We start from the raw sequence: 17458 nt of genomic DNA on the forward strand, positions 1-17458 counted from the left end.
TTTGTATATATTATACTTTACTTTTATGCTTGTATTGTAATCATGTGTTAATAAGTGAATTAAATTCTATCTAAATTAGTAAAAATATCTAATATTAATAACTATGAATAAATTATTTAAATTTTCTATTACCGGAATAATTGCAATTTTGCTTTTATTTCCTGCTTTTGAAGTTATCTCCCAGAATAAATCAGATGAGACATCTTTAATGAAATCATCAACGTTTTCAGCTTTTAAATTTAGAAGCATCGGTCCGGCTTATGCATCGGGCAGAGTTGCAGATTTTGCAGTAAATCCCGATAATCATTCTGAATTTTATGTTGCAGTTGCAGCAGGAAATGTTTGGAAAACAAATAATGCAGGCACGACTTTTAGCCCTATTTTTGATAATTACGGTTCATATTCAATTGCAGATGTTGAAATTGATCCCAATAATACAAATGTTGTTTGGGTAGGAACAGGAGAATATAACAGTCAAAGGGCAATCGGCTACGGAGACGGTATTTATCTTTCTAAAAACGGAGGAAAATCATTTAAAAATGTAGGCTTAAAAAATACTGAGCATATCGGAAGAATTGCAATTGACCCGAGAAACTCTGATGTTTATATCGCAGCACAAGGACCTTTGTGGGGACCGGGAGGTGAACGAGGAATATTTAAAACATCAGATATGGGTAAAACTTGGGATACATTATTTACAATCAGTGAAAATACAGGTTTTAATGATATTGTTATTAATCCTAAAAATCCTGATGTATTATATGCGTCTTCATACCAAAGAAGACGTCGTGTTTTTACATTAATAAACGGAGGACCTGAGTCGGCAATTTACAAATCTGAAGATGCCGGTAAAACATGGAACAAATTAGGAGGAGGACTACCCGGAGGTTTAGTAGGAAGAATTGGTTTAGCAATTTCTCCCGTTAATCCGGATTATGTTTATGCAATAATTGAAGGAACAAACGGCTCGGGAGGATTCTACAGAACGACAAACAGAGGAGAAACATGGTCTAAAATGAATTCGTATGTTTCTACAAGTCCGCAATATTACAACAGAATATATTGTGACCCTGTTAACCCTGATAAAGTATATTCAATGGATACACAAAGCAGATATTCGACCGACGGCGGAAAAACATGGACAAAGTTCGGACTCTCAAATCGACATGTTGACGATCATGCTTTATGGATAGATCCGAATAATACTGAACACCTTATAATAGGCGGTGACGGAGGCATTTATGAAACATTTGACATGGGAGCGAATTGGAGGCATGCTCCGAATCTTCCTGTTATACAATATTACAGAGTTGCTGTTGATAATTCAAAACCATTTTATAATGTTGCCGGAGGAACACAGGATAATAACAGCATGGTAGGTCCTTCGCAAACAATTTGCAGAGACGGAATTTTTGTCGGAGACTGGAAAGTTACTCAGGGCGGCGACGGTTTCTTTTCGGCTTTTGATACAAAAAATCCGAACATTATGTATTCCGAATCGCAATACGGAGGAATGGTCAGGTATGATAAAAAAAGCGGAGAAAGAGTTTATATACAACCTTTACCGCCCGAAGGCGAAGCTTATCGCTGGAATTGGAATGCACCTTTTAAAATAAGTAATTTTGATAATAAGCGTTTATATTTTGCAGCAAATAAATTATTCAGAAGTGATGACAGAGGAAATTCTTGGAAAGTAATAAGCCCTGATTTAACTCGACAGCTTAACCGTAATGAATTAAAAGTAATGGGTATTGTTCAACCAATTGATGCGGTGGCAAAAAATTCTTCAACATCAATTTTCGGTAATATTGTAGCTTTTGACGAATCTCCTGTTAATGAAAACTTATTATATGTCGGAACCGATGACGGTTTAATTCAAATTACCGAAGACGGAGGAGCAAATTGGCGAAAAATTGAAAAAATTAAAAATGTTCCCGAAATGACTTATGTAAGTTGTTTATTTGCATCGCAACATGATGAAAATGTTGTATATGCTACTTTTGACGGCAGAAAAAATAACGATTTAAAGCCGTATTTAATGAAAAGTATGAATAAAGGGAAAACATGGTTTGAAATTGTAACTGATTTGCCCGAAAGAGGTACAGTTTATTCAATTATTGAAGACCCTGTTGAACCTCAATTATTATTTGCGGGAACAGAGTTCGGAATTTATTTTTCCGTTAACGGAGGCGGTAAATGGATACAGCTTAAATCAGGAATCCCGACTATAGCAATAAGAGATATGAAAATTCAAAAAGATGAAGATGATTTGGTTCTGGCTACATTCGGAAGAGGTTTTTATATTTTAGATGACTTTTCTCTCTTAAGAAAGATTACGGACAAGACATTAAAAAAAGATAATATTTTATTTCCTGTTAAAGACGGACTTATTTATTCTCAAACTTCAAAAAAATACGGACAGGGAGCAACAGTTTACAGCGGAAAAAATCCTGAATACGGCGTAACTTTCACATATTATATCAAAGATAAAATTAAAACAAAAAAAGATTACAGATTAGAAGCTGAGAAAAAAGCAAAAGAAAGTAATGCTGAAATTAATTTTCCTTCATTTGACGTTTTAAGAGAGGAAGCAGATGAAATTAAACCATATTTGATGTTTACGATTAGGAATGAAGAAGGTGAAATTGTTCGCAGAATTAAAAGAAGTGCTTCTCCCGGTTTAAAAAGATTTAATTGGGGATTACGAAGATTTAATATGTATCCTGTAACAAAAGGCGGTTCGCCTATGCATAATAAACAAACCGGCGGAATACCTGTTCCTCCGGGTAAATATTTTGTAATGATGTCAAAAGTTGTTAACGGAATTGAAACAATTTTAGACGAACAACAAATTTTTAATCTCAAAAGACTTGATAATTTAAGTTTACCCGCTGAGGACCCGATTGCATTAGAGAAGTTTAAAAAAGAAGCGGCGGAAGTTTACGGCGTAACCGTAGGTTTAACCAAATATGTTGATGCTATGAGCGAGGATGTAAAAGCATTAAGAACAGCATTAATAAACGGCGGCGGTTCTACCGAAGAGGATATTATGCGAGCTGATGAAATTATAGCAGATTTAAGAGAAATGAAGAGAACGCTTTCGGGAGATGAAATAATTGAAAAAATGAACGAAAATGAATCTCCGAATTTAAACTGGAGAATTTCGGCGGTAACTTACGGTGCTTATCACGGCTCTGATGCAACACAAACTTTAAAAGATAACTTAGTTATTGTAAGAAAAGGTGTAAGCTCACTTATAAAACAAGTAAAAGTTCTTGACCAAAAATTACAATTACTTGAAAAAAGAGCAAATGCAGCAGGAAGCCCTTGGTCACCGGGAAGAATACCGGATTTTAAATAACTTTAATAAATATTTCATATATTTGGGGTAGCTTAACAGTTACCCCTTTTTAATTTTTATTATGAAAAAAATATTTATAATTTTATTTTCACCTATATTGTTTTCAGTAAATTGTAAAAGAAACAATATTCCGGATAATCTTGATTTTAAACAAGAAATGAGAAACTTTGTGCAAGGAATAAGTTCTTATGCAAAGAATATAAATCCCGATTTTATTATTATTCCGCAAAACGGAAACGAACTTGCAACAGAAAACGGAGATGAAAACGGAAACCCTGCAACAACATATTTAAATGCAGTTGACGGACAAGGACAAGAGGATTTATTTTACGGTTACAACAATGATGACCGAGCAACTTCGGAAGAAGATAAAAATTATTTAAAAACTTTTCTTCTTATTGAAAAAAATGCAGGCGTGAAGGTTATGGTAACAGATTATTGCTATACACATTCAAAAATGGATGACTCATATTCTCAAAATAATAATCTCGGGTTTATTTCTTTTGCGGCATCCGAAAGAAATTTAAATGTAATTCCGGATTATCCGGCAGTGCCTTACAATGTAAATTCGGATGATATAAATATACTTGCCGACGCAAAAAATTTTCTGTATCTTATTAATCCTGAGAGCTATTCAGTAAAACAAGATTTTATAAATGCAATTTCGCAAACAAATTATGACCTTGTATTAATAGATTATTTCTTTAATGAAGAAGAATTTACTGTAAGTGAAATCACTTCTCTAAAAACAAAATTAAACGGAGGAAAACGTTTGGTGATTTCATATATGAGCATAGGTGAAGCCGAAGATTACAGGTATTATTGGAAAGACGAATGGAATAAAGATAAACCGGAATGGTTGGATAAAGAAAACCCTAATTGGAAAGGAAACTATAAAGTTTGGTATTGGAACAGCGAATGGCAAGCAATTATTTACGGAAACAGCAACTCATATCTAAAAAAAATACTTGATGCCGGATTCGATGGTGTTTATTTAGATATTATTGATGCTTTTGAGTATTATGAATAGTTTAAAATGCAATAATAATCCATATTATTCCCACAATAACAGCTGCCGAACCTCCGAAGATTCTTAAAAAAATTGAGAGCTTTTTGTTGTTTTTTTCATCGGTTTTTTGTGTAATTATTCCTAATGTAACGGAATATGCAACCATTGCTAAAATAGTTCCTGCACCGAAACCGCTTAAGTACATTACTGAGTCAATTTTTGAAGGCAATGCTAATGTCGGTAATATTGCAATTAAATGAGAAACACCTGCAACACCGTGTATAATTCCTATTCCTAATGCACTTAATACATTTTGCCTATGATTTCTTTTATGCTTGTGGGTATGTTTTTCTTCTTCTCCGTGTTTGTGTGAATGTATATGTACTTCATTGTCATGTGTATGCGGATGACTATGTTTGTGTTTGCTCCCGTGTTTTTTTTTGATTCTTAAAAAAGCAAAAATACCGATTGCAATTAACAGAAACCCTACAAATTTTTCTCCGTGTTCGGAAATTGCTTCAATATTTATTTGTTCTTTCAGTAAAATAAAAATAATACCGATAATAAGCATTCCGAGTGTGTGTCCTATGCCCCAAGAAAAACCTATTGACCATGATTTCTTTTTGCTGTCGATTGTTAAAGGTGTTACGGCTGCAAGATGGTCGGGCCCGGAAATTACATGAATCATACTCATTACTAAACCTGCCAAAATCGGTATTTCGGAATAACTTAAACCTGTGCTGCCGTGCAGTAAAATAAAATTTAACATGTTTTTTATTTTTTATATCTGAAATATGCATTGCATGCTCCTTCGTTGGAAACCATAGGTGCACCAAGCGGATTTTCGGGTTTACATTCTTTCCTGAATGCCGGACATTGAGAAGGTTTTTTTAATCCTTGCATAATTTCGCCTGAAATACAAATTTTAGGCTCTTCAATTTTATATTTTTCCAACTTGAATATTTTATCGGCATCAAATTCTTTATATTTTTCTTTAATTTTTAAACCGCTTTTCGGAATTTCACCGATACCTCGCCAACTTCTGTCGGTTATTTCAAAAATTTCAAACATAGTTTTTTGTGCAGGAATATTACCTTCTTTTCTTGCAAGTCTTTTGTATTCATTTTCAACAATATATTTCTTGCTTTCTAATTGTTTTACGGTTGCCAAAATTCCTTTTAAAATATCAACGGGTTCAAAACCTGTTACAACAATCGGGGTTTTATATTGCTCGGCAATAGGTATATACTCTTCATAACCCATAATTGTACACACATGCCCTGCGGCTAAAAAACCTTGAATTAAATTGTCGGGCGAAGATAATATTGTATGCATTGCAGGCGGAACCAAAACATGAGAGCTTAAAATCAAATAGTTGTTAAGTTTGCGTCTTTTTGCTTCAAGAACCGACATTGCATTTGCCGGTGCTGTTGTTTCAAAACCCACTGCAAGAAAAACAACTTTTTTGTCAGGATTTTTTTCGGCAATATTAACGGCATCAAGCGGAGAGTAAACAATTCTTACATCACCGCCTTCGGCTTTTATTTTTAATAAATCTGTTGAGGAGCCGGGAACTCGAAGCATATCACCGAATGAGGTAAAAATAACATCTTCTTTTCGAGCAATAAAATGAGCCTTGTCAATAATTTCCAAAGGAGTTACGCATACAGGGCAACCCGGACCGTGAACAAGTGTAATTTCTTCGGGCAAAAATTCTTGCAATCCGTATTTCATTATGGAATGCGTTTGACCGCCGCATATTTCCATAATTGTCCATTTATTTTTTGTTGCGGCTTTTATCTTTTTTGAAAGATTTTTTACTGTTTCGATATTTCTGAACTCATCAACGTATTTCATCTTATTCTGCTTTTTTTGAGAATTTATCGTCTTCTTCTTTTTGCATTTCGGCAAACTCGTTTGAAGTTTTTATTGCTTCTTCGGCTTCTTCTGTGCTAATTATTTCAAGTGCCGTTCCTACATGAGCCATAACATAATCGCCGACTTTTGCCTCAGGTAACCATTGAATATTTATTTCTTTTATTGCTCCTCCGAAACTTACTTTTGCGGTTACAAATTCAGAATTGCTTTTATCAATTGATATTATTTTACCGGGTACTGCTAAACACATAATTAATTGGATATTTATTATTGATATTTTATGTTATTTTTGACAATTCAAAGTTGCAATATATTAAAAAATATAAATATGAGAATTATCATGTATAGACTTGTTTTAATAACATTTTTAAGCATTATTTTTATTAAGCTTTCTGATGCACAAATTGATTCTGTCAGTTTTGAAAAAGATACAACAGTTAATATTTCTGATACAATATCAAATAATTTTAATGATTCGATACAGCCTCAAACAATGTCATTATTATTTATCGGGGATGTTATGGGGCACGGCTCTCAAATTCGTTCAGCATATAATATTAAAACTAATACTTATAACTATGATACGGTTTTTTATTATTTAAACGATGTAATGTCAGAACCGGATTTTACAATTGCAAATTTAGAAGTTACTTTGGCAGGTCCTATTTATAAGGGTTATCCTCAATTCAGTTCGCCCGATGCTTTGGCGGAAGCCGGTAAAAAAGCCGGGATTGATGTTTTTGTAACAGCAAATAATCATTGTGTTGACAGGCGTTTACAAGGATTAAACAGAACAATTGATGTTTTAGATACATTAGAAATAACGCATACAGGAACTTTTAAAAATAAAGATGCAAGAGACACAACAAATCTTATTATTTTAGAGAAAGACAGTATTAAAGTAGGAATTTTGAATTATACTTACGGTACTAACGGCATTCCCGTTCCTGAGCCTGCTGTTGTTAATTTAATTGATACTGCCGTAATGCATAAAGATATTAATTCTGCAAAAAAAGACAGTTTAGATAAATTAATTATTGTTCTTCATTTCGGAAGTGAGTATCAATCTTACCCGAATAAAACTCAAAAAGATTTAGTTTCTTTTCTGTTTAAGAAAGGTGCTGATATTATTATAGGCTCACATCCTCACGTAATTCAAAAAATGATGTATTTGCCGGAAAATGACAGCATTAAAGAAAAATTTGTTGCATATTCGCTCGGCAATTTTGTTTCGAATCAAAGAAAAACAAAGACTGACGGAGGTGTTATGGCAAGATTAGTTTTAAGAAAAGAAAACGGAAAAACATTTATTGATACGAGTAATTATATTTTAACTTGGGTATATAAAAAGCTGAGAACAGGAAATATTTATGATTTTTTTATTTTACCTGCATCACTTTATGAAAATAAAAAAGATTTCTTTAAAAATCCTGCCGATTATGCAAAAATGAAATTATATATTAAAAACTCTCGTGTTCTTTTAAGTAAAGAGAATGAAAATGTTCTTGAATTAAATTTTCTTCAAGATGCTACAAATTAGAACAATTACCTGTAAAACTAATTGCTTAATGTGTTAATGTACATCAACCCCACGCAGCATATAAAATAAATGATGCAAGGTTTTTAATATTTCGGTCATATATTCGTTGACGGCTTTTATGCTGCCGGGAAGAGTATATATCAAACTTTCGTCAATTGTTCCTGCAACACCTCTGCTTAAAAGAGCATTTGGTTTTATTGAACCGTATTTATAACGAATATGTTCCATTATTCCGGGAATTTCTTTATTGAGCATGGGTTGAACGGTTTCAACGGTTATGTCTCTTTTGCCTATTCCTGTTCCTCCGGTTGTAATAATTACATCGTATTTTTCTTTTGCAGCCTGTTTAATTAATTCTTTCAGTTTATCTGCATCATCAGGAATTATTTTTGTCTCAATTTTATGCGGAAGCTCTTTTTTGTCGAAAAGGTCGGTTAATTGCATATAAACAGCAGGACCGCTTTTGTCTTTATATACTCCTTTGCTTGCTCGGTCGCTTAAAGTAATAATAAGAGCTTTATATGTTTTAGGAATATATTGCATTATGTCTCCGGCTTTTACTTTTCCGGCTTTGTTTATTCTGCAAAAAATTCCTGTGCGAGGCATTACATAATTTCCGAGTTCTTTAAATTTATCATGAAAGGGTTTCCCGATTTGTGTAACTTCTAACTCGGCATTTCCGATTTTAAATTTATCGAAAGGAATAATTTTAGTTTTTCCGATTCCGGAAACGGTTAAGTCTTCCTTAAATTCTCCGAATTTTATATCTTTTGTGCCGGTTATTTTTTTGAATAATTCAATATGGTCGCTGTCTATTATGCTTATTTTGCCATTTGCAGTTGAATGAACATCACCTTTAATACCTTTTTCAGTAAATTCAATTTCTTTAACCGGGTGTTTTATTCCTTTTTCGTTTTTAAGGTTTACGGAAAGTATTTTTATTTCTTTCATGTTTCGTATTTAAAAAATATTAAATACAAAGTTACTTAAAGAAATTTTAAAAATTAAATTTATTGAAGTTCTGTTTTGTTTGCAGGTAAATATATTATTTTATCATTTACGGTAATATTTCCGTCTTTTATAACCTTACAGAATATTCCTTCTTTCGGCATAACGCATTTTCCGGCAGCTGTAAATATTGCACAACCGTCACCGTGGCATTTTTTGCCGATTTGCGTTACTTCCATAACAACTTCTTTTCCTATTTTAATAATATCGCCCGGTTTCATTTCAAAAAGAACCAAACCTTTGGTTGTAATATTCTCGGCAAATTCGCCGTATTCAATGTCTCTGCCGAGAACACCTTTAAAACGGTTTATACTTTCATCGGCAAGAAGACTGACTTGCCTGTGCCAATCGCCTGCATGTGCATCGTTTTCAATTCCTTTGTTATTGAGAACTATATTTTTAACAGGTGATTTTATGACACCTTTTTTTTCTGATATATTGACTGAAATAACAGTTCCTTTATATTGCATTCTTTATTTCATTAAATTTATGCAAAAATATGAAAAAATACGATATGTAATATAAAACATATCCAAAAAAGAATGAATATTTGTTGTATATCAAATGTTGTTAAATGATTTTGTACTTTTGCTTAAACTTTAAACGTAAAAGTGGCACAATCTATAAGTTATAAAGAAGGGGAAAGTATTCGATTTAAGATTAATAAGCATATTGAATTGTCTGAAAATGAGAATTATTATGTTTTGAAGGATGAATTCGGAAGAAAGCAATTGTTGAAATCGGATTTTTATGAGAATTATAATTTCAAAATCGGACAAGATATAATTTGCAGAGTTGATCATATTAATTGTTCCGGAAAAATATTCCTTGAACCTGAGCATCCTTTTTATAAGGAAGGGAAAATTTATGATTTTAAGATTAATAAAGCCGAAATTACAAAAGACAGAACAGGAAAGGGTGTTGTTTCAATTAAGTTTATTGATAATATAGGCAATGTTGCAACTTGTACGCTGGGAAGTGCTGATTTTCAGGAGTATACGGTCGGCAGACATTTAAGTTGCAAGGTGGAAAGAATAAAAAAAGGAAAGTTGTATTTATCTCTTGTAAATCAAAAATCACAAGTAGATTTTAATAAAGGAGAATATTATAAGTTTAAGATTTCTGACATTAAAACTTTGAAAGATAATATAAAATATTACATTTTAACAGATGAACAAAACAATATTAATCTTTTAAAGTGTGAATTTTACCGGCATCATAATTTAAAAAAGGGGCAAATAATTGAATGTACAATAATTAAATACAGCTCAAAAGGCTATTATATTTTAGAACCGAAGCATCCGTACTATGAAATAGGGAAAACTTATGAGTTTGAATTTGTGAAAGAAGAAAAAGATGCAAAAAGTAAGATTACAGGAGATTATGATATTACGGTAAAGGATATTTTCGGAGAATATGTGAAATTTATGTCTGAAAAGAGTTTGCTGATTGACGGAATAAATCCTAAAAGTTTAAAATGTAAAGTTTCGGGTGTTAAAAAAGGGAAGCCTTTGCTAAATGCAGAAACATCCGAAAGACTTTAAACTTCTGTTTTGTTTCAGCTATCGAAGGATACATGACGATTATTTTTATCAAATATTTTTTAAAAATTCTAAGAAAATTGATATATTCGACCTCAAATTATTAAATTTAAAAATATTACTTATGAAAAATTTTATTATTATTTTAGTTGCGGGTTTTCTTTTTTCTTGCGGCGGGAGTTCCGAAGTTGACCAAACAAAACCTGAGAGTATCTTAAATGCTGTATTTAGTGCTGCAAATTCCGGAGACTATGCTTTACTGAAAGATTTTTGTGACCCGAAAGGAGAGGGAGACAAAGATGTACAAATGATTTGTGAAGTTGCCGCAGAAAATGCGGATAAAGAACTTATTTCAGAATTTAAAAAGTATTTCTCAAAAGGAAAAATTACCGGAGAAGTTGATATCGAAAAAGATGACGGAGTAGAATATGCTGAACTTCCTTTTAGTTTCGGACCTAACGGAGATAAAAAAGAGGTAATGGTACTTGTAAAAAGGGAAGGAAATTGGTATTTATACAGTTTTTAAGAAATACCGCATAATGCAGAACTGTATCATTATTAGTATGATAAAGTTTTACATAATATCTTCTTTCGTTTTTTTCATCAAAGTGATTTCTTCAATTACCATATTTTTGTCAACAGCTTTGCACATATCATAAACTGTCAGTAATGCAACGGAAACTGCCGTGAGTGCTTCCATCTCTATTCCGGTTTGACCGATACATCTTGTTTCGGCAATAACTTTTACACCTGTTTTGTTCAGGTTTGCTTTCACGTCAATTTTTGTTATTTGCAAAGGATGGCAAAGAGGAATAAGTTCATAAGTTTTTTTGCCGCCCATAATGCCTGCAATTTCTGAAATTGTAAGAACATCACCTTTTTTATTGCTGTTTTCTTTAATCAGTTTTATTGCGTCTTCGGAAATTTTTATATGACCCTCGGCAACTGCAACTCTTTTTTGGTTAGGCTTACTACCTACATCAACCATGTTTGCTTTTCCTGAATTATCTACGTGACTTAGTTTTGGCATCTTTTTGTTATCTGGCAATTGTTAGTTTTAATTTTATCCTCCGATATTATAAAACTTTGATTTTACGGCAATATGTCCGCTTTTTGGTTTGTTTGAGATTGCTTTCTCAAATGCTTTTTCAATTCCGAGTTCTCTTATGTTGTATCTTGCATCGCTGAAAAGACATGGTAAGATATCTCCTTTTGCAGTAAGTCTTAATCGGTTGCAGATACTGCAATTTCCTCCTGTTCCGCCTTTTACTGCCGAAAAACTTCCTGTTTCTAAATTCATTTCATTAATAAAACGAACTTGCAAAGCGTTTTCTTTACAAAATTTTGCAATTTCAATCGCATCGGGTTCATTAACAGAATTTTTAATAACACAATTTATTTTTACAGGTGTTAAACCGGCTTTTTTTGCAGCTTTAATTCCTGCATAAACTTTTGTAATATCTCCGACTCTTGTAATTTTTCTGTATTTTTCAGAATCTAAGGTATCTAAACTGATATTTACTCTGTGTAAACCGGCATCAGCTAAATCTTGTGCATATTTATCAAGTAAAATACCGTTTGTTGTCATTCCGAAATCTTTAATGCCGTCAATTTCGGCAATCATCTTCACCAAATCAATAATTCCTTTTTTTACGAGAGGTTCACCGCCGGTTATACGAATTTTATTAACTCCCGAACTTACGGCATATTTAATTGTTTCAACAATTTCGTGAAATCTTAAAATGTCTTTATGTTGCATCAACTTAACACCTTCGGCAGGCATACAGTAGGTGCATCTTAAATTGCATCTGTCGGTTACGGAAACCCGCAAGTAATTTATCTTTCTTTTATATTTGTCGTACATCAACAAGTTCTCCTTTTTTTAATGTTTCTTTTCCTATCGGGAAAGAAATAATTCCGTTTGCTGACGAAAGTGCATGAATATGTGCTGAACCGTGATATTCAACACGTTCAACCTTTCCGTTTTTTATATGAACGGGAATAAAAGCTTTTCGGCTTGTTCTTTTTCGTGAATAATCTTTTGCAACGGGAAGCTTTATTTCCGGTGCTTTATAATCATAACCCATCATTCCGTATATAAACGGTTTTGTTAATAATTCAAATTGAACAAAAGATGAAACCGGATTTCCGGGCAAACCGAAACAAAATTTTGTGTCTGATTTTCCGAAAGTTGTGGGCTTTCCGGGAGTAACCGCAATGCTGTCAAACAGAATTTTAATTCCGGCTTTTTTCAGAACTTCAGGAACAAAATCAAATTCACCTACCGAAACACCGCCGGTTAAAAGAATAATATCATTTTCAGATAATGCTTTTGTAACAATTTTGAAGGTATCTTCATAAGTATCTTTTGCAATACCGTAGTTAACAGGTGTTGCTCCTGTTGCTGCAACTTGTGCCATAAGTTGGTGACCGTTGCTGTTTCTGATTTTTGAAATGCCGGGTTTTTCATTCGGTTCAACCAATTCGTCACCGGTTGATATTATTCCCACTCTTACTTTTTTATATACAAGAACATTTGTATAACCCACCGAAGCGAATATTGCAATATGTTGAGGCTTTATGATAATACTTTTTTTAAGAACTGTTTGCCCTTCTATTACATCTTCCGCCTGATAACTTATATTTGTTTTTGGTTGTTTTTTTTTGATTGTAACCTGCTTGCCCGCAACTTTCGTATGTTCAACCATTACAACCGTATTTGCACCTTTAGGAACGGGAGCACCTGTCATAATTTGTGTACATTGTCCTGTTTTAACTTTTTTTGAAGGAGTTTGTCCTGCTTGCACAACTTCAATTACTTCCAAAGTCATATCTAAATCTTCTTCTTTGCAGGCAAAACCGTCAACTGCCGATTTATCGAAAGGCGGCATTTCAATATCGGATTTTACGTCTTCGGCTAAAACCCGATTTACTGATTCTGAAAAAGGTATTGTTTCCGTACCGATTTCTTTTACAGACTTTTTTACTATTTTATAAGCATCTTCAAATGTTATCATGTGTGTTTTTTTATTTTGAGACAGCCCGCCGGACTGCATCTACTTTTTATTTAAACTGTGAAAAAACTTTTTTGCCGTATTATAAATTGCTTTGTCAAATTCATCTTCGAGTTCTGCAAATGCTTTTAACATATTTTTCCCGTCAGTTGTTAATAATGTTTTTCCTCCCTCTTTTCCGCCGCGTTTTTTTTCGGTGATACAGAAGTTTAAAGTTTCTTCTGCCTTTTTAATATCTCCCCATACTTTTCTGTAACTTACATTGTTTTTTGCTGCTGCTGCTTGCATTGAACCTTCTTTGTCAATATCTTTTAAAATATTAATAGTATTTTCGTTAAGAATTTCGATACCTGCTTTTGTATTTAACCAAAACTTATAGTTTAAAAAAACATCGAAATATTTTGAACCTTTTGAACCTGCCATTTTTTGAATTTTTCAATATGCAAATATAAACATATCGGTTAATAGTGAAAGGAAATCAATTATTTTTCTTCTGTTTTTTTTGTGTAATTGAATTATTGTTTAATTTTAGTTTGTATTTCTAAAATAATATGACATAATATAAAGTAATAAAATATAAAACAGCGTTAGCTTTTATCCGGTATCAGGAAATCATCAATTTCAAAACTCACCGAAAAAAAGTAAGACGCTCACGTTTGGCGTGGGCTGTTCTTATTTGGTAAGTGGGTGTTTGGTGATACCTCTGATACCGGCAAGTTACAGACTCACGCCTCTTATTTATAATTCTAACAGCTTTTGGGTCGGAGTTAAACAAAATTATTTATGATGAAAAAGATTATTACATTAATTATTTTTGCGTTTATTATAAACATAAATGCATATTCCGTTGAAAGTTATGTTATAAACAAAGTTAATTCGAATATTGAGTTATCGCAAGCAGGAGTAACACAAAGCTCTGTACAACCTGCAACTGTTAATAAGATAAAAAAACAAAGATTTGTTAAAATCAAGAAAAGAATAAAAGATATAAAGGAAGGTAATGATAAAAGTTGGGTTGCAGCATTACTTTTGTGCTTTTTTTTGGGAGCCTTAGGGATACATAGGTTTTATTTAGGTTATCCCGTAATAGGAGTTATTCAGTTGCTAACTTTGGGGTTTTTTGGAATATGGACTTTAATTGATTTTATTTTGATTATTGTTAAAGGGTTAAAGCCAAAAAATGGTGAATATACAGACTAATATAGAATACATATAATGAATGCTACAATATTAAGGGCTTTGCATCAAGAGGCCTTTAATATTTTTAAAGATACAAACAATAAACGCAGTAGTATTAAAGCTGCCATACCATTATTTAGGGCTTGCTTTAAAACGCTAAATATGTTGTAATTCAATACTTTATATTTGCATTTTTGCGATAAAGTGCAAGGTTTCTGAATGAAACATTTTAAAACCCTTGCACTTATTTTAATAAAACTACCAAATTTTTGCTGCTCAACTGCACATCTCTTTTGTATTTTGTTCAATTTGAAGTATTTATATACATCTACATCTCACAAAATCCAAAATAGACGCACATCTGAGCTTTTCAGCAAGCCCTAGTTAAACATTTGGGAAGTAACCTGTCCGTTTTACAACGGATAGTAGTTGAAAACGACTATAATGAAAAATCGAAGTTGCAAACTTCGATTAGCAGGGCTTAATGTTTTTTGTAATTATTTTTTTATCGGCAGGAATAACTTGTTTGCCGTCTCTGATTAGGGTGTGCCGCTCAATGGTATAACCGTATTGGTTGGCATAATGCCATGCAATAGGATTATCCGGAGCCCAACGTAATACAATTTCTGTATCGCTTACTTTTGCCAATACATGAATTTTTGGGTTCGGTTCTTCTGTTTGGCTTGTGTCTGCTTTGTTTATTTTTTGTGCTGTTGCTGAAAATGTTAGTTGCAGGATTAGTAACAGTATTGTTATGATTTTTATTTTTATTTTTGTTTGGGTTTGCATTTGTTTTCTTAATAAATAGTAAAATTTACATTTCCGGATATATTCTTAATTTCTTTTTCAGTAATTCTTCAAGTTCTTTTATACGTTTATTATTTTTTGCCAAAGGTGTTCCTTTTATATAAATACTCTTTAAGTTTATGCATGCATTCAGTTCCACCGGTAAATCTGAAATATTTGTATCACTTATTGCCAATTGTTCCAAGTTTATCAGTTTTCCTGTCTTTTTTGAAATTTCATTAATTGGATTTTTTGCTAAAATCAAATCATTTAAATTTATTAGTTTGAACAGCTCATCCGGAAGTTCAGTAAGGTTATTATTATCTAATTTTAACCTCTTCAGATTTTTTAATTTTGATATATTCCTATGAATACATGAAATTTGATTAGATGACAAATTTAAATCTTTAAGTTTTTTCAATTCTTTAATTTCTTGAGATATTTCTTTAATATTATTATTTTTTAATTCTAACTTTTTTAAACTATTAAGTGTAAAAATTGATTTAGGAATTATGCTTAAGTTACAATTATTTAATTTGATGTTTTCAAGTTTATTGAGTTCTCTTAATTCAACTTTTTTTAAATTAAATTTAGAAATATATAATGTTTTCAGATTCTTAAATTTTACAAAGTTTTCAGAGAAATCATCTGTATTGTTTTTTAAATTACTATATATAATAATGCTAGTAACAGAATCCGGATATTGATAATGTTTTATTTCATAAATGCTTTTTAATGTTTTCTGTGCAAAAATATTACTTGTTATTAATGACAGTATTATTAATAAATATATTTTCATAAAATAAAGTTTTATATTAATTATCATACTTTTCAATTTTACTATTTAATATTTTCTTTAAATCAGCATAATATTTTATTAAATCTTGAAAACGCATTATTGCATACTGTTGAGCGAATTTATTTTTTGAAATAAGGAAACCTTCCAATTTTTGCAATTGTGTTAAATTCCTATGATAATCTAATTCATAAACATTTGTATTGTATTTTGATGAATAGTTTTGATTAAAACTTTTGGTTAAAAGCAAATCAGCAGTAGCAATAACAGTTAACGGAGGTGATTTATATCTTCCAAACTTTTTGCTTAAAGAATCTAAAAGGTTATATTTTTTATTATAATCCCAACATAAAGAATCATATTGTACTGATAAATCTGAAAACTCCCAAAGGCTTCTTTGACGTAGAAACAAATATTTTCCTTTTGTAATATTCTTTATTAAATACTTTTCTTTGTTTTCAATATCTGAATTTAGACCTGAATAATATTCAGCAATTATATTCATAAATTCTTTAGTCTTTATTTTTATATCATTTTCATAAAGGTTAGTATCATTAATAAAAAATAGATTATTACCGTCAGGTGTTAAAGGCGGTTTACAAAAACCTTTATTTTTTGTTTTAAGTTCTAAAATGTATTTATTATTAATTAAAGTTGCATTTATTAAAACATTTCTTCCTGTTATTTCTTTATTAAATATTGTGTCAATATCTGTTTTTAATGTAATTTCTTCTTCTGAATACTTTCCTTCAAATATTTTAAGTTTTTTTATAATTAATTTATTTTTAGATGCTTTTTTTATTTTTCCGGAAAAGAATAAATTATCACTGTTTGAAAGTGAAATAGTATCTTTTATTGCAGGATAACCATAGATTATTGTTTCGTATTTGTTTATCATTGAGTCACAAAATTTTATTCCGTTTTCCCAAAGTGGCATAAAATAACTATCAATGTTTTCTCTTGAAATTGGGTTTATTGAAAGTCTTGATTCCTTATTCCAACTACCAATCATTCTTATAGCTTCATATCTAAGCTTTTCTTTAAGATTTGTATCTTTATATAAGTCAATCCATATCTTTTTAATATATGAATAATAGAATACACCATATCCTTTGTATATTGCCTTCAAATCATTTACAGCAAACACCCTTAAAGGTAATGACTCTTCTTCATCATAAATATAATCAATTATTGCTTTTATTTTTTCTTCTGTCTTTAATTCTACTTTACGAAGTTAAAAAAATGCTCGAAATAATGAAAAAAAGTTTTTAGTTTGATTGTAAATTGTTAATGTGGAACAAATTATACAAGCTATTAATATCGCTGATTTTATTTGATAAACTTTC

Annotated in this window: 18 protein-coding genes; 6 read left to right on the plus strand and 12 right to left on the minus strand. The window is 31.4% G+C overall.

The window, feature by feature from the left end; genetic code table 11:
• The first annotated feature begins 103 nt into the window (after nucleotides 1-103).
• Complete coding sequence (locus L3J35_03270; protein MCF6365201.1) at nucleotides 104-3361, plus strand: hypothetical protein; 3258 nt, start codon at nucleotides 104-106, stop codon at nucleotides 3359-3361.
• A 61-nt stretch (nucleotides 3362-3422) separates the two neighbouring features.
• Nucleotides 3423-4391 carry an endo alpha-1,4 polygalactosaminidase gene (locus tag L3J35_03275; protein MCF6365202.1) on the plus strand — a complete coding sequence of 323 codons (969 nt, stop codon included), beginning with the start codon at nucleotides 3423-3425 and terminating at the stop codon, nucleotides 4389-4391.
• A gap of 1 nt (nucleotide 4392) precedes the next feature.
• Here L3J35_03275 and L3J35_03280 read toward each other — a convergent pair whose 3' ends face one another.
• Genes L3J35_03280 through L3J35_03290 form a run of 3 tightly spaced genes read right to left on the minus strand, consistent with a single transcriptional unit; the run spans nucleotide 4393 to nucleotide 6498 of the window.
• Complete coding sequence (locus L3J35_03280; protein ID MCF6365203.1) at nucleotides 4393-5139, minus strand: sulfite exporter TauE/SafE family protein; 747 nt, start codon at nucleotides 5137-5139, stop codon at nucleotides 4393-4395.
• A 5-nt stretch (nucleotides 5140-5144) separates the two neighbouring features.
• Complete coding sequence (gene hypD, locus L3J35_03285) at nucleotides 5145-6227, minus strand: hydrogenase formation protein HypD (GenBank protein MCF6365204.1); 1083 nt, start codon at nucleotides 6225-6227, stop codon at nucleotides 5145-5147.
• Nucleotide 6228: 1 nt separating this feature from the next.
• Entirely contained in the window at nucleotides 6229-6498 is a 270-nt protein-coding gene (locus L3J35_03290) for a HypC/HybG/HupF family hydrogenase formation chaperone (protein MCF6365205.1), read from the minus strand.
• Between the two features lie 78 nt (nucleotides 6499-6576).
• On the opposite strand from L3J35_03290, the gene L3J35_03295 reads away from it, so the two are divergent.
• A complete protein-coding gene (locus L3J35_03295; GenBank protein MCF6365206.1) occupies nucleotides 6577-7788 on the plus strand; it encodes a CapA family protein in 1212 nt (403 codons plus the stop codon).
• Between the two features lie 33 nt (nucleotides 7789-7821).
• Here L3J35_03295 and L3J35_03300 read toward each other — a convergent pair whose 3' ends face one another.
• Together L3J35_03300 and L3J35_03305 are read right to left on the minus strand one after the other, a co-directional pair.
• Nucleotides 7822-8739 carry a molybdopterin-binding protein gene (locus tag L3J35_03300; protein MCF6365207.1) on the minus strand — a complete coding sequence of 306 codons (918 nt, stop codon included), beginning with the start codon at nucleotides 8737-8739 and terminating at the stop codon, nucleotides 7822-7824.
• 59 nt (nucleotides 8740-8798) lie between these two features.
• Nucleotides 8799-9266: a hypothetical protein gene (locus L3J35_03305; GenBank protein MCF6365208.1), complete on the minus strand. Its 468-nt coding sequence runs from the start codon at nucleotides 9264-9266 to the stop codon at nucleotides 8799-8801.
• Between the two features lie 141 nt (nucleotides 9267-9407).
• Here L3J35_03305 and L3J35_03310 point away from each other — a divergent pair, with 141 nt between their 5' ends.
• Nucleotides 9408-10340 (plus strand): hypothetical protein, encoded by a 933-nt coding sequence (locus L3J35_03310; protein MCF6365209.1) that lies wholly within the window; start codon nucleotides 9408-9410, stop codon nucleotides 10338-10340.
• Nucleotides 10341-10461: 121 nt separating this feature from the next.
• Complete coding sequence (locus L3J35_03315) at nucleotides 10462-10863, plus strand: hypothetical protein (GenBank protein MCF6365210.1); 402 nt, start codon at nucleotides 10462-10464, stop codon at nucleotides 10861-10863.
• A gap of 48 nt (nucleotides 10864-10911) precedes the next feature.
• Here the strand turns inward: L3J35_03315 and moaC are convergent, their stop codons facing one another.
• The 4 genes from moaC to L3J35_03335 are packed head-to-tail and all read right to left on the minus strand — an operon-like array spanning nucleotide 10912 to nucleotide 13774.
• The gene (gene moaC / locus L3J35_03320) at nucleotides 10912-11367 is read right to left on the minus strand and encodes a cyclic pyranopterin monophosphate synthase MoaC (protein MCF6365211.1); all 456 of its coding nucleotides are present in this window, start codon (nucleotides 11365-11367) and stop codon (nucleotides 10912-10914) included.
• 33 nt (nucleotides 11368-11400) lie between these two features.
• On the minus strand, nucleotides 11401-12201 hold the full coding sequence (locus tag L3J35_03325; protein ID MCF6365212.1) for a radical SAM protein: 801 nt from the start codon (nucleotides 12199-12201) through the stop codon (nucleotides 11401-11403).
• On the minus strand, nucleotides 12185-13354 hold the full coding sequence (locus L3J35_03330) for a molybdopterin molybdotransferase MoeA (protein MCF6365213.1): 1170 nt from the start codon (nucleotides 13352-13354) through the stop codon (nucleotides 12185-12187). Before L3J35_03330 ends, L3J35_03325 begins: the two co-directional genes overlap by 17 nt.
• 39 nt (nucleotides 13355-13393) lie before the next feature.
• Nucleotides 13394-13774 carry a LysR family transcriptional regulator gene (locus tag L3J35_03335; protein ID MCF6365214.1) on the minus strand — a complete coding sequence of 127 codons (381 nt, stop codon included), beginning with the start codon at nucleotides 13772-13774 and terminating at the stop codon, nucleotides 13394-13396.
• A gap of 360 nt (nucleotides 13775-14134) precedes the next feature.
• On the opposite strand from L3J35_03335, the gene L3J35_03340 reads away from it, so the two are divergent.
• Entirely contained in the window at nucleotides 14135-14551 is a 417-nt protein-coding gene (locus L3J35_03340) for a TM2 domain-containing protein (protein ID MCF6365215.1), read from the plus strand.
• Between the two features lie 450 nt (nucleotides 14552-15001).
• Here the strand turns inward: L3J35_03340 and L3J35_03345 are convergent, their stop codons facing one another.
• Genes L3J35_03345 through L3J35_03355 form a run of 3 tightly spaced genes read right to left on the minus strand, consistent with a single transcriptional unit; the run spans nucleotide 15002 to nucleotide 17241 of the window.
• Nucleotides 15002-15319 (minus strand): hypothetical protein, encoded by a 318-nt coding sequence (locus L3J35_03345; protein ID MCF6365216.1) that lies wholly within the window; start codon nucleotides 15317-15319, stop codon nucleotides 15002-15004.
• 25 nt (nucleotides 15320-15344) lie between these two features.
• Complete coding sequence (locus tag L3J35_03350; protein MCF6365217.1) at nucleotides 15345-16115, minus strand: hypothetical protein; 771 nt, start codon at nucleotides 16113-16115, stop codon at nucleotides 15345-15347.
• Nucleotides 16116-16131: 16 nt separating this feature from the next.
• A complete protein-coding gene (locus tag L3J35_03355; protein MCF6365218.1) occupies nucleotides 16132-17241 on the minus strand; it encodes a hypothetical protein in 1110 nt (369 codons plus the stop codon).
• Nucleotides 17242-17458 lie beyond the last annotated feature (217 nt).

The sequence above is a fragment of the Bacteroidales bacterium genome, assembly GCA_021648725.1.
Lineage (GTDB): Bacteria > Bacteroidota > Bacteroidia > Bacteroidales > JAADGE01 > JAADGE01.